The organism is Stenotrophomonas sp. GD04054 (genome assembly GCF_029836955.1).
Taxonomy (GTDB): Bacteria; Pseudomonadota; Gammaproteobacteria; order Xanthomonadales; family Xanthomonadaceae; genus Stenotrophomonas; species Stenotrophomonas maltophilia_A.
Window position 1 is genome coordinate 13,754 of record NZ_JAOECR010000030.1, and the last position, 13,126, is coordinate 26,879.

The 13,126-nt window shown below is 68.2% G+C and carries 13 protein-coding genes; all 13 read left to right on the forward strand.

Annotated features, from left to right (window positions below):
- Positions 1-100: 100 nt before the first annotated feature.
- The 13 genes from gspE to N7573_RS14315 all read left to right on the forward strand — a co-directional run bounded on the left by gspE (position 101) and on the right by N7573_RS14315 (position 13,069).
- Positions 101-1,825 carry a type II secretion system ATPase GspE gene (gene gspE, locus N7573_RS14255; RefSeq protein WP_049424954.1) on the forward strand — a complete coding sequence of 575 codons (1,725 nt, stop codon included), beginning with the start codon at positions 101-103 and terminating at the stop codon, positions 1,823-1,825.
- A 24-nt stretch (positions 1,826-1,849) separates the two neighbouring features.
- Positions 1,850-3,070 (forward strand): type II secretion system F family protein, encoded by a 1,221-nt coding sequence (locus N7573_RS14260; protein ID WP_279912730.1) that lies wholly within the window; start codon positions 1,850-1,852, stop codon positions 3,068-3,070.
- A 49-nt stretch (positions 3,071-3,119) separates the two neighbouring features.
- The gene (gene gspG, locus N7573_RS14265) at positions 3,120-3,563 is read left to right on the forward strand and encodes a type II secretion system major pseudopilin GspG (protein ID WP_004142831.1); all 444 of its coding nucleotides are present in this window, start codon (positions 3,120-3,122) and stop codon (positions 3,561-3,563) included.
- A gap of 6 nt (positions 3,564-3,569) precedes the next feature.
- Positions 3,570-4,064, forward strand: coding sequence for a GspH/FimT family pseudopilin (locus tag N7573_RS14270; RefSeq protein ID WP_032130132.1), 495 nt, complete (start codon positions 3,570-3,572; stop codon positions 4,062-4,064).
- Complete coding sequence (locus tag N7573_RS14275; protein ID WP_032130131.1) at positions 4,061-4,480, forward strand: prepilin-type N-terminal cleavage/methylation domain-containing protein; 420 nt, start codon at positions 4,061-4,063, stop codon at positions 4,478-4,480. Before N7573_RS14270 ends, N7573_RS14275 begins: the two co-directional genes overlap by 4 nt.
- Positions 4,477-5,109, forward strand: a complete 633-nt coding sequence (locus N7573_RS14280) for a type II secretion system protein J (protein WP_032130130.1) — start codon at positions 4,477-4,479, stop codon at positions 5,107-5,109. Before N7573_RS14275 ends, N7573_RS14280 begins: the two co-directional genes overlap by 4 nt.
- Positions 5,106-5,969 carry a general secretion pathway protein GspK gene (locus N7573_RS14285; RefSeq protein WP_279912728.1) on the forward strand — a complete coding sequence of 288 codons (864 nt, stop codon included), beginning with the start codon at positions 5,106-5,108 and terminating at the stop codon, positions 5,967-5,969. Before N7573_RS14280 ends, N7573_RS14285 begins: the two co-directional genes overlap by 4 nt.
- Positions 5,966-7,111 (forward strand): PilN domain-containing protein, encoded by a 1,146-nt coding sequence (locus N7573_RS14290; protein WP_279912727.1) that lies wholly within the window; start codon positions 5,966-5,968, stop codon positions 7,109-7,111. The genes N7573_RS14285 and N7573_RS14290 overlap by 4 nt, the downstream gene beginning before the upstream one ends.
- The gene (gspM, locus tag N7573_RS14295; protein ID WP_049424965.1) at positions 7,086-7,805 is read left to right on the forward strand and encodes a type II secretion system protein GspM; all 720 of its coding nucleotides are present in this window, start codon (positions 7,086-7,088) and stop codon (positions 7,803-7,805) included. The genes N7573_RS14290 and gspM overlap by 26 nt, the downstream gene beginning before the upstream one ends.
- Positions 7,795-8,589: a general secretion pathway protein GspN gene (locus N7573_RS14300; protein ID WP_100437858.1), complete on the forward strand. Its 795-nt coding sequence runs from the start codon at positions 7,795-7,797 to the stop codon at positions 8,587-8,589. Before gspM ends, N7573_RS14300 begins: the two co-directional genes overlap by 11 nt.
- Positions 8,590-8,598: 9 nt before the next feature.
- Positions 8,599-10,800: a type II secretion system secretin GspD gene (gene gspD / locus N7573_RS14305; RefSeq protein ID WP_279912726.1), complete on the forward strand. Its 2,202-nt coding sequence runs from the start codon at positions 8,599-8,601 to the stop codon at positions 10,798-10,800.
- Between the two features lie 578 nt (positions 10,801-11,378).
- Complete coding sequence (locus N7573_RS14310) at positions 11,379-12,233, forward strand: glycosyltransferase (protein WP_279912434.1); 855 nt, start codon at positions 11,379-11,381, stop codon at positions 12,231-12,233.
- The gene (locus tag N7573_RS14315; protein ID WP_032128058.1) at positions 12,230-13,069 is read left to right on the forward strand and encodes a glycosyltransferase family 2 protein; all 840 of its coding nucleotides are present in this window, start codon (positions 12,230-12,232) and stop codon (positions 13,067-13,069) included. The genes N7573_RS14310 and N7573_RS14315 overlap by 4 nt, the downstream gene beginning before the upstream one ends.
- Positions 13,070-13,126 lie beyond the last annotated feature (57 nt).

Sequence of the window (13,126 nt, forward strand, 5' to 3'; positions counted from 1 at the left end):
ATCCCATGTGACGGGCTTCGTCTTTTTACGAAAGGTGGCGCAGGGGCGGCGGAAATCATGGCTTAACTGTTAAAGTCGAGCCGATTGACAGGAGAGTCATGTGAACGCGCTTGCTGCTACCGCCGCTGCCGACGACGCTGAAGGCCGCATCCTGGATGCGCTGCTGGCGCGCGGCCGGCTGAAGGAAGGCGATCTGGCACGTGCGCGGCCGCTGCACGCAGAGGCCGGCGGCAGCCTGCTGGGCCTGCTGGTGCGGCTGGGGCTGGTCTCCGAGCGTGACCAGGCCCAGGCCAGCGCCGAAGTGCTGGGGCTGCCGCTGCTGGAAGGCAAACAGCTGCCGGAAGCACCGCCACAAGGGCTGGCGGAAGGCTTGCCGTTGTCGCTGCGCTTCCTCAAGCAGTTCCATGTCTGCCCGCTCGCGCTGGATGAACAGGGGGTCCGGTTGTGGCTGGCCGATGCCCATGATCCTTATCCGCAGCAGGCCGTGCAGCTGGCACTGGGGGTACCGGTGACACCGGTGCTGGGCATGCGCGCAGAAATTGATGACCTGGTCGAGCGCTGGTTCGGCCAGGGCCGCAGCGCGATGGGCGCGATCGTCGAAACCGCCGATGGCGAGGGCGGTGCGGTCGATGACATCGAGCATCTGCGTGACCTCGCCTCGGAAGCGCCGGTGATCCGCCTGGTCAACCTGGTGATCCAGCGTGCAGTGGAGCTGCGCGCTTCGGACATCCATGTCGAACCGTTCGAAAGCCGGTTGAAGGTGCGTTACCGCGTCGATGGCGTGCTGGTGGAAGGCGAAAGCCCGCCGGCCAACCTCACTGCTGCGGTGATCAGCCGTATCAAGATCATGGCCCGGCTCAACATCGCCGAGCGCCGCCTGCCGCAGGACGGCCGCATCATGCTGCGCGTGCAGGGCAAGGAGCTGGACCTGCGCGTGAGCACGGTGCCGACCGCGCACGGCGAAAGCGTGGTGATGCGATTGCTGGACCGCGAAACGGTGGTGTTCGATTTCCATCGTCTCGGTTTCACTGACGCCTTCCTGCCGCAGTTCCGCAAGGTGCTGGAACAGCCGCACGGCATCCTGCTGGTGACCGGCCCGACCGGTTCAGGCAAGACCACCACGCTGTACACCGCGCTGAGCCAGCTGAACACTGCCGACGTCAAGATCATCACGGTCGAAGACCCGGTGGAATACCAGATCGAAGGCATCAACCAGATCCAGGCCAAGCCGCAGATCGGCCTGGACTTCGCCAACGCCCTGCGCAGCATCGTGCGCCAGGACCCGGACATCATCATGATCGGCGAAATGCGCGACCTGGAAACCGCGCGCATCGCGATCCAGTCGGCGCTGACCGGCCACCTGGTGCTGTCCACCCTGCATACCAACAACGCAGCCGGCGGCATCACCCGCCTGCTCGACATGGGCGTGGAAGACTATCTGCTCACCTCCACCATCAACGGCATCCTGGCCCAGCGCCTGGTGCGTCGGCTGGAGCCGACCCATGCCGAGCGCTATGAAGCCTCGCCGGAAGAGATCGAACGCTTCGAGCTGCGCCGCCTGCAGCCGGAAGGACCGATCCACCTGTACCGCCCGAAGCCCTCCGCGCTGGCGCCGACCGGTTACCTCGGCCGGACCACCATCATGGAATTCCTGGTGATGAACGACGCGCTGCGGCGCGCGGTGATGCGCCGCGACGGCATGGGCGAGATCGAACGTATTGCCCGCGAAGCCGGTATGCGCACGATGTACGAAGATGGCCTGTCCAAGGCCCTCAGTGGTCAGACGACCATCGAGGAAGTCCTGCGCGTCACCGAGGAAAGCTGATGCGCGCAGGACGCCGGGGCTGACATGCCGACCTACCGTTACAAGGCACTGAATCCGCACGGCGAGATCTTCGACGGGCAGATGGAAGCGGCAAGCGAGGCCGAGCTGGTCGCGCGCCTGCAGGACCAGGGCCATCTGCCGATGGAGACCCAGCTGGCCGATGGCGGTGCGATCGGTGGCAGTACCTGGCGCAACCTGTTCCGCCAACGGCCGCTGCAGGGCGCTGCATTGCTGCAGTTCACCCAGCAGCTGGCGACACTGCTCGGTGCAGGCCAGCCGCTGGATCGCGCGCTGTCGATCCTGCTCGGGTTGCCCGAAGACGAACGCTCGCGCCGCGCGATCACCGACATCCGCGATGTGGTGCGCGGTGGCGCGCCGCTGTCGACCGCACTGGAGCGCCAGCATGGGTTGTTCTCGCGCCTGTACGTGAACATGGTGCGGGCCGGTGAAGCCGGCGGCAGCCTGCACGAAACCCTGCAGCGCCTGGCCGACTACCTCGAACGCAGCCGCGCGCTGCAGGGCAAGGTGATCAACGCGCTGGTGTACCCGGCCATCCTGCTGGTGGTGGTGGGCGGCGCGCTGCTGTTCCTGCTCGGCTACGTGGTGCCGCAGTTCGCGCAGATGTACGAAAGCCTGGATGTGGCGCTGCCGTGGTTCACCAACGCGGTGCTGCAGCTGGGCCTGTTCGTGCGCGACTGGTGGGTGTTGCTGCTGGTGGTGCCAGGGATACTTGCGCTGTTCTTCGAACGCAAGGCGCGGCAACCAGCCTTCCGGCTGGCGCTGGATGGCTGGCTGCTGCAGCGTCGCGGCATTGGCCGCCTGCTCGGTGAACTGGAAACCGCGCGGCTGACCCGCACGCTGGGCACGCTGCTGCGCAATGGCGTGCCGCTGCTGGGTGCCTTGGGCATCGCCCGCAACGTGCTGGGCAACCGCGCGCTGGCCGCCGATGTGGAAGCCGCCGCGGATGAAGTGAAGAACGGTACCGGCCTGTCGCTGGCGCTGTCGCGCGGCAAGCGTTTCCCGCGCCTGGCACTGCAGATGATCCAGGTCGGCGAGGAATCCGGTGCACTCGATACCATGCTGCTGAAAGCCGCCGATACCTTCGAACAGGACAGCGCCCGGCGCATCGACCGCCTGCTGGCGGCGATGGTGCCGGCGATCACCCTGGTGCTGGCCTCGGTGGTCGGTGCGGTGATCGTTGCCGTGCTGGTGCCGCTGTACGACCTGACCAATGCCATCGGTTGACGATGGATCCCTACGCAACCCCGACACTCCGCAACTGAAAGGACCGACCATGATTGCTTCCCGTCGACCGATCCGCCTTTCCTTCACCGCCGCGCGCAACCAGTCGGGCATGAGCCTGCTGGAAATCATCATCGTCATCGTGCTGATCGGTGCGGTGCTGACCCTGGTCGCCAGCCGCGTGCTGGGCGGCGCCGATCGCGGCAAGGCCAACATCGCCAAGGCGCAGGTGCAGACCGTTGCGTCCAAGGTCGACAACTACCAGATCGATACCGGCAAGCTGCCCGGCTCGCTCAACGATCTGGTGACCGCACCGGCGGGTGTCGGTGGCTGGCTGGGGCCGTATGCCAAGCCGGCTGACCTGAACGACCCGTGGGGCCACGCGCTGGAGTACCGTGCGCCGGGCGAAGGCCAGCCGTACGAGCTGATCAGCCTCGGCAAGGATGGCAAGGCCGGCGGCAGCAGCGTCGATGCCGACATCCGCTACCAGCCGTAATCCTGCATGACGTATTTCCTGCCGCGCCGGCTGCCTCGCCCGCGCCTGCACGGCAGGCGCGCAGCGGGCCTGTCGCTGCTGGAAATGCTGCTGGTGATCGCGCTGATCGCAGCGATCGGCCTGATTACCGCCGCCGGCCTGTCGCGCGGCTTCGCCGGCATGCAGCTGCGCAGCGCCGGCAAGGACATCGCCAACCAGCTGCGGGTGGTACGCGCGCAGGCGATCGCCCGCGGCGAGCCGCAGCGCTTTGTCATCGAACCGGCAAAGCGGCGCTGGGAAGGTGCCAACCAGCGCCATGGTGACGTGCCGGCACAGCTGCAGGTGCAGTTCGAAGGTGCCGCGCAGCTGGCCACCGCGCCAGGGCAGGGCGTGATCGAGTTCCATCCCGATGGTGGCTCCAGCGGTGGCCGCATCCGGCTGCAGCGTGACGATGCCGAATGGCGCATCGACGTGGGCTGGCTGACCGGTGAGGTCCGCTCCGGCCCCTGGCGGGCACAATGAAGCGGCACGTTCGCGGCTTCACCCTGCTGGAAGTGATCATCGCCTTTGCCCTGCTCGGGCTGGCGCTGACCCTGCTGCTGGGCAGTCTGTCCGGTGGTGCCAGGCAGGTGCGCGAGGCCGAGCTGCGCACGCGCGCGATACTGCATGCGCAGTCGCTGCTGGCCGAAACCGGTGTCGCCACGCCACTGCAGGTGGGTAGCCAGCAGGGCGACTGGGAACAGGGACGCTACCACTGGGAGCTGCAGGTGCAGCCGTGGGTGGAGCCACGTGCCGGCAACGCCGTGCAGTCACAGTCGGCCGGTGCCCCCTGGCTGGCCGAACTGCAGCTGCAGGTGCGTTGGGGCGACAGCGAACGCGAGCAGCTGCGCTGGCGCAGCCTGCGCCTGCTGCCGCCGGACCTGGAGAGCGCGCGATGAAGCGCCGCGCCGCGGGTTTCACGCTGGTTGAAGTGATGCTGGCCACGGTGCTGCTGGCCGGTGGCCTGGCGCTGGCGTTCGCCAGCGTCCGCTCGGCAATGGCGGTCAGTCAGCGTGGCGAGCAGATCGCGGCCGAGAGTGAGCGCATGCGCGCGGTGCAGTCGCTGTTGCGGCGGCAGCTGGCCGGTGCGCTGCGCACGCCGCTGGAAGTACCCGATCCCACCCGCGAACCGATCTTCTTCCAGGGCGAAGAGCAGCGCATGTTGTTCGCCGCCGATCTGCCGGGCTACCTCGGCCGCGGCGGACCCTACCTGCACGCGCTGCAGGTGGACGGCCGCGATGGCCAGCAGCGCCTGCTGCTGGACCTGGTGCTGCTGCAGGAAGGCGAGCGCATCGCCGAGAACCCGCCGCGCCCGCCGGAAGTGCTGGTGGAAAACCTGAAGTCGGTACAACTGCGCTATCGCGGCATCGATGCCAGTACCGGCCAGGTGAGCGACTGGATGCCGCGCTGGGACGATACCCGCCGCCTGCCGATGCTGGTGGAGATCAAGATCGTCCCGGCCAGGGGCGCGCCCTGGCCGACGCTGGTGGTGGCGCCGCGTAACGGTGGCAGCGGAGGCGCGCGATGAACCGGCAACACGGTGCGGCACTGGTACTGGTTCTGTGGTTGATCGCATTGATGACCGCGCTGGTCGGTGCGTTCGCGCTGAGCGCACGGGTCGAGCATCTGCAGCAGCGGGTGCTGGATGACGACGCACGCGGCCAGGAACGGGCGCGCGCCGGCCTGGAGTACGCGCTGCTGCGCCTTTCCGCCGATCCGCTGCGGGCGCCCTGGCGCGCTGATGGCCGAACCTACCGCTGGCAGTTCGATGACGCCAGCATCGAGATCAAGGTGCTGGACGAGAACGGCAAGATCAACCTGAACCTGGCCGACGTGACCTTGCTGACCGCGTTCCTCAAGGCGCTCGGCGAAGACGAAGGGGCAGCCCGGCAGCTGGCCGGTGCCATTGTCGACTGGCGTGATGAAGACAGCCTGCTGCAGCCGGGCGGCGGTGCCGAAGCCCCGGACTATGCGGCGGCGGGGTTGCCGTATGGCCCACGCAACAAGCGTTTCGAGACGCTCGGTGAACTGCAGCGGGTACTGGGAGTGCGCGGCCCGCTGTACAAGGCCATGCTGCCGCACCTGACCCTGTACAGCCGCCAGGCACGCCCGGATCCCCAGTTCGCCAGCGCGCCGGTGCTGACCGCACTGGGCCTGGATGCGGATACCGTGCTGGCGCAGCGCGCACAGCAGGAGCGTGACGCAGATACCGCTGGCGGTGCGACAACGCTTGCCAGCAGCAGCGGCACCTATAGTATCGAGTCTCGTGCAACCGACGGCAGTGGACGCCGGTCGGTGTTGCAGGCAGTGGTACGCAATGGCTCGGGCGGGGTTCCCGGGCGGTCCTACACAGTGCTTCGCTGGGAGCAGGGAATGACAGCAAGATGACGGCATGGCAGGACAGTGTGCGGCAGGTGCAGGGCCGGATCGGCCCTGGCGCCGGCCGTTTCCTGCGCTGGTGGCGGCAATCGCTGCTGGCCTGGGTGCCGGCACGTTGGCAGTGGGCACTGGGCTGGGCACAGGCGCGCCTGCTGCTGCAGCGCCAGGGTGAGCAGCTGCAGGTCTGGCGAGAGGCCGGAGAACGCCGCGAAGCAGTTGCCAGCGTGCCATGGCCGCTGTCGCCGGCCGAACTGGACCGCGTGCTGGAACCGCGACTGCGCAGCCTGCCGCGGGTGTGGCTGCTGCCGGCCAGCGAGGTACTGCGTCGTCATCTGCGCCTGCCTGCGGCTGCGGCCGACCGGCTGCGCGCCGTGGTCGGTTTCGAGATCGACCGCCAGACGCCGTTCGAATCCAGCCAGGTCAGCTATGACGTGCGTGAACTCGGGGGCGCCGCCGAGGGCCAGCTGCAGGTCGAACTGATCGCCTGGCCACTGCGCCAGCTTGAGGCGTGGCGGGCCAGCGTGGGCGAATGGGCCGATGCACTGGCCGGTGTCGATGCCATCGACACCGAGGGTGAACCCCTGCAGGTGAATCTGCTGCCACCGGGGCAGCGCCAGCTGCGGGCAGACCCGACGCGGCGCTGGAATGTGCTGCTGGCCGTGGCCGCGCTGGTGATGCTGGTGCTGGCGGCCCTGCAGCTGCTCGACAACCGCCGCGCCGCCGCCGACGAACTGCGTGCGCAGGTCGAGCGCAGTGCGCGCAGTGCGCGTGGTGTCGCCAGCGAACGCGCGCAGCTGCAGGCGCTGATCGATGGTGCCGCGTTCCTGGAAAAGCAGCGCAGCCAGCGCGCCGGAACGGTGGAAATCTGGAATGAACTGACCCGGCGCCTGCCGGAGGGCACCTACCTGGAAAAGCTGGCCATCGAGAACAACAACCTGCAGCTGATCGGCCTGAGCCGCGAGGCCTCGCAGCTGGTGCAGCTGCTGCAGGACGCACCGCAGTGGCGCAAGGTCAATCTGACCGGCGTACTGCAGGCCGATGGCGCCGCCAGTGGCCGTGACCGCTTCACCATGACCGCCGAACTGCAGCCGTTGCCGGCTGCGGCCCCGACCCGGGAGGCGGTCGATGCCGATGCCAAGCGCACGCCGTGACCGCTGGCTGGCACTGGCGCTGCTGCTGGCAGTGCTGGGCCTGGCCTACCTGCTGCTGGTGCACCCCTGGTTCACCCAGCCACTGCGCGAAATCGACGCCGACGTGGCCGCCCTGCGCGAGCGCGAGCAGCGCGTGCAGGCGCAGCTGCAGCAGCAGCCGCAGATCGAACAGCGCCTGCGCGCCACCCGCGAGGCACTGCAGCAGCGGCCGGGCTTCCTGCGCGAAGCCACCGCCGAAGCTGCGGCCGCTGCGCTGGGCGCGAAGCTGCAGGATGCGGTGGCGATGGCCAGCCCGGGCAACCGCAGCTGCACCATCAGCAACCGTACGCCACTGACCGACAACCGCCGTGACGCCGAATTCGTGCGCGTGGCCATGCAGGTGCGCCTGCGTTGCGGTGTGGCCGAACTGGCCACGGTGCTGCACAGCCTGGAAACCGGCAGCCCGCGCCTGTTCGTCGACAACCTCAACCTGATCGCGCAGCGCTTCCAGCAGTCGCCCAACGAGTCCGGGCTCGGCCTGGACGTGTCGTTCGAACTGGCCGGTTACCTGCTGCCCGGTGCTGCGGCCGATGGCGCTGCGCCGGCACCTGCAGCCGAACCGGGCGCGGCGCCGCAACCGCCTTCGGCCACACCTTCACCGGCCGCCGCACCGGCTGCGCCGGAAGAAGGGCAGGAGGTGGCCGATGAAGCTTGAGCAGATCAGCCTGCGCACCGGCTTCCTGCTGGCACTGGCCGGCTGGGCGGCAGCGGTCTGGCTGGCCACCGGCTTCGGTCTGGGCAGCCAGCTGCCAGGTGCGGACGGTGATGCCGATGCGGTGCCTTCGTTGCCGGTGCTGCCGCCGTTGGCCGCAGAACGCATGGCCAGCGCCGAAAGCTACAGCGCGATCGGCGAGCGACCGCTGTTCGCCGAGGACCGCAGGCCGAAGCCCTACCTGCTCGGCGGCAGCGAGCCCGCCGCCAGCGCCGCACTGCGCCTGACCGGCGTGCTGCTGACCGGCGACTTCGGCATGGCCACCTTCACCACCGAACAGAACCGCTCGCTGCGCCTGCGCCTCAACGGTGAAGCCGTCGACGGCTGGCAGCTGGTCGCACTGCAGCCGCGCCAGGCCACCGTGATCGGCCCCGGTGGCAACCAGGTGCTGGAACTGGCGGTATTCAACGGGCAGGGGGGTGAACCGCCGACCGTGCTGCGCGGCGCCAACGGTGCGCCACCGGCCGGTGCGATCGTTGTGCCGCCCCCGGCAGGCGCTCCGCCGGCACCGCCGCCGGCTGCGGCAACCGCATCGCCGTCGCCTGCTGGCAGTGCGCCAGCATCCTCGGCTGCGGCGGCCGCCACACCGCCTGCCAACAACAACGGCCCCAGCGAAGCGCAGATGCAGGCCATCCGCGAACGCATCCAGGCCCGTCGCCGCCAGCTGCAGCAACAACAACAGCAGCAACAACCGTCGCCGCCCCCGGGCGATGGCACCAACCGATAGAGTGAATGCATGAGCCTGCGTTTCCTTCCCTGGTCCTTTGCCCTCGCGCTGCTGGTCGGCTGCAGCACCGTGTCCGCACCGCATGTGCAGCGCAAGGGCAATCTGTCGCCCACTGCCGAGGCCGGCCAGGCGGCCGAAGTCGCCGCTGATGCTGCCCGTGACGCCCAGGGCGCTCCGCAGGCGGTGATCCGCCGTGGCACCGGCACCATGATCAACCGCGAAGCAGCACGCGCACCGGCTCCGGCACTGCATGGCGCCAGCACCGGTGAAGCAACCTTCAATTTCGAAGGCGAATCGGTGCATGCGGTGGTCAAGGCCATCCTCGGTGACATGCTGGGCCAGAACTACGTGATCGCACCGGGGGTGCAGGGCACAGTCACTCTGGCCACGCCCAAGCCGGTGTCGCCGGCACAGGCGTTGAACCTGCTGGAGATGGTGCTGGGCTGGAACAATGCCCGCATGGTCTACAGCGGTGGTCGCTACAACATCGTCGCCGCCGATCAGGCATTGGCCGGCACTGTCGCGCCGAGCACGGCGCCGGCAGCCAGTGCGCGTGGCTTCGAGGTACGGGTGATCCCGCTGCAGTTCATCTCCGCAACTGAAATGAAGAAGGTGCTGGAGCCGTACGCGCGCCCCAACGCCATCGTCAACGTCGACAGCGGCCGCAACGTGATCACCCTGGGCGGTACCCGCGCCGAGCTGGAAAACTACATGCGCACCGTCGAGATCTTCGACGTCGACTGGCTGTCGGGCATGTCGGTGGGCGTGTTCCCGATCCAGTCCGGCAAGGCCGAGCAGGTGGCCGCCGACCTGGAGAAGGTGTTCGGCGAGGAGAGCAAGACGCCCAGCGCCGGCATGTTCCGCTTCCTGCCGCTGGAAAACGCCAACGCGGTGCTGGTGATCACCCCGCAGGTGCGTTACCTGGACCAGATCCAGCAGTGGCTGGACCGCATCGACACCGCCGGTGGCAGCGCCCGCCTGTTCTCCTATGAGCTGCGCTACATCAAGGCGCGCGATCTGGCCGAACGCCTCAGTGAAGCCTTCGCCAGCAGCGGCAATCGCGGCGGCTCCAGCCCGGCCTCGCTGGCACCGGGTGCAATGCCGTCGCAGCTGGGCAGCGACGGTGAGCGTGGCATGGACAGCAACAACAGCAGCAATTTCGGTTCGACGCCGGGCAGTGGCTCCAGTGGCACCGGCAACGGCAGCATGAACCTGCCGCAGCGCCAGTCCGGCAACGTCAGCGTCAGCCTGGAAGTGGAAGGCGATCGCGTGGGCGTGTCGGCGGTGGAGGAAACCAACACCCTGCTGGTGCGCTCGACCCCGCAGGCCTGGCGCTCGATCCGCGAAGTGATCGAGAAGCTGGACGTGATGCCGCTGCAGGTGCATATCGAAGCGCAGGTGGCCGAGGTCGCACTGGAGGGTGACCTGAAGTACGGCGTGAACTGGTTCTTCGACAACGCGGTGGCCGGGCGCGCGCTGACCGGCGCATTGGCCGGCGTGACCCTGCCGCCCGCCGCCGGCGGCTCCTGGAGCAGCTTCGCCGGTGCTGCAACCGCTGGTGAAGGACTGGGCTGGGCGTTCACCGGCCACAATGGCGCGGCGGTGGTGAGCGCGCTGGACAAGGTCACCGATGTGCGCCTGCTGCAGACCCCCTCGGTGTTCGTGCGCAACAACGCCGAGGCCACGCTCAACGTGGGTGACAAGGTGCCGATCAATACCACCACGGTGAACACCGGTATCGGCACCAGCAGCTACAGCTCGGTGCAGTACATCGACACCGGCGTGATCCTGAAGGTACGCCCGCGCGTGACCCGCGACGGCACGGTATTCCTCGACATCGTGCAGGAAGTGAGCAGCGCCTCGAACGTGCCGGAGAACTGCAACCCGCAGGAGCGCAACTGCAACCCGCGGATTTCCACCAAGAAGCTGTCGACCGAAGCGGCGGTGCAGAGCGGCGACACCATCATGCTGGCCGGCCTGATCACCGACACGGGCACCGATGGCAGCAGCGGCATCCCCGGCCTGAGCCGGATTCCGGTGGTGGGCGCACTGTTCGGGCAGAAGAGCCGCACCAGCCGCCGTTCGGAGGTGATCGTGCTGCTGACGCCGAGCATCGTGCGCAACGGGCAGGAGGCACGCACCCTGACCGACGAGTACAGCCAGCGCTTCCGCGCGATGGAACCGCTGAACCAGCCGCGCGCAAAGAAGTAAGGGATTACGGCCGGGCTGCGCCCGGCACCCGCAGAGGCCAGAGCTGGAGCAACGGCAACAGCGGGTTTACTGAGGGGGGGGCGGGGCACTGTGGGTTTGCGGGGACGCCGTAAATCCGTCCATGGAGGCTTGGTCGCCGCATCCATGCGGCTCACACCCCGCAAACCCACAGTGCCCCGCCTTCGACAGTGTCCTGCTGCTGTTGGTAGGTGTCGACCTTGGTCGACACGCTGGATCCACGCCATGCGTGGAAGACTCTCCATCGAAATCGAATATTTCGATATCTGTGAGATCTGAGCCGAGCATGGCTCGGCTCTACAGAAAGCAATGCCCGACAGATCGCAGGAAACTGTCGAAGGCGGGGTGGGTCCGGTTGCGGGGGTGTCCGCGGCATGGATGCCGCGGCCAAGCCCCCATGGACGGGTTAACGGCGTCCCCCGCAACCGGACCCACCCCGCCATGCCACGGATAGCCGGCTTCTGCTGTTGCTTCTGCTCTGGCCTCTGCAGGTGCCGGGTGCAACCCGGCCGATACCCTCCCAGTGCTAGGCTGTGGCTACCGACAACCACGGAGGCGGGATGGGGGCGATCGTGTTGTTGCCGCTGTGCGTGGACGATGCTGCACTCGACCGCTGCCTGGCCGCGCTGGATGCCGGCACCGCGCCGGGTACCGCGGTCTGGCTGGCCGATGACGCGCAGACCGGCCCGCGTGCGCAGGCGGTGGTGGAGCATTGGTTGGCGCATACGCCACTGCAGGCCGAATACACCCGCCGCGCGCGGCCGTTGGGCGAGGTCGCCCATCTGGATGAGATGCTGCGCGCCTGCGAGGGCATGGACGTGGCGGTGCTGGCGCCGGACAGCGTGCCCGCGCCGGGCTGGCTGCAGCAGCTGCAGGATGCCTTCGCCCGCGACGCCGCCATCGCCACCGCAACCCCGTGGTGCAATGCCGGCGAAACCGCTGCATGGCCGCGGCTGGGCGAAATCAATCCCGAACCGGAGGACCCGGCGCTGCTGGCACACACCTGTGCCACGCTGCCGGTGCTGCATCCGGAGCTGCCCTCGGCGGTCACCCACGCGGTACTGGTGCGCGGCAACGCACGCCGGCGTGCCGGCGGCCTGGACGTGGACAGCTACGTGGGTTGGAACGCGGCACTGGTGGACCTGAGCCTGCGCATGGCTGGCCTGGGATGGCGCAACGTGCTGTGCGAGACCGCCTTCGTCAGCCGGGCAGGGGAGGCGGTCAGCCGTGATGGCGATCTCGAGGCCCTGGCCGCGCGCTGGCCGGGGTGGGTGCCACGGCTGGCTGACTTCCTCATGCACGATCCGCTGCATGGCCTGCGTGCCGATCTGCAGCAGCGCATGCGGCAGGCGATAATGCCGAAGGAACAGGGTGACCTGTTCGTCTCGTCTTCCGCGCCGGAGCCTCCTGCTTGAATGTTGCCATTGCCGCCATCGTCGTCACCTACCAGAGCGGCAGCACCATCGACGCCTGCCTCTCGCGTCTGCGCCAGGCGCAGGACGTGGCCGAGATCCGGGTGATCGACAATGGCTCGATGGATGGCACGCTGGATATCGTGCAGCGCCATGCCAGCCACGACCCGCGCGTGCGTTTCGTCGGCAATCCGGACAATCCCGGCTTTGCCGCCGCCAACAACCAGGGCGTGGCCGATTCGCACAGCCCATGGCTGGCCTTCATCAACCCGGACCTGATGGTCGAACCGGAGACGTTGGCCGCACTGCGCAGCCGCGCGGAAGGACTGGGCGACTGCCTGCTCGGTGTCGAGCAGGTGGACGAGCAGGGCCATGCCGACGAAGCCGTGCGCCGCCGCGACCCTGATTTCCTGATGATGCTGCGCTCGCCGGGCAAGGGCTCGAAGCTGGCGGTGCCGCGTGACCCGCAGCAGGCGCTGCAGCGGGTGCCGGCGCTGTCCGGTGCGCTGCTGATGATGCCGCGTGCATTGTTCGACTGCATCGGAGGTTGGGACGCCGGCTATCGTCTGCATGCCGAAGACCTGGACCTGTGCCGGCGTGCACGCGAAGCCGGAGCAGTGGTGGCGATCGCCAATGACCTGCAGGTCACCCACGTTCGTGGCGTCTCCAGCCGCTCGCGGCCGTTCTTCGTTGAATGGCACAAGCACAAGGGCCTGTGGCGCTATTTCCAGAAGTTCGAGGCCAGGCAGCGTTCGCTGCCGGTGCGGGTAGCGGTGTGGGGCGCGATCTGGGCGCACGCGCTGATGCTGGTGCCGAAGCTGCTGCGCAGGGCGCTGTAGCGCCGCAAGAGCATCCACGCATGGCGTGGATCTACCAATGTTGTTTCCCGTGAGCTG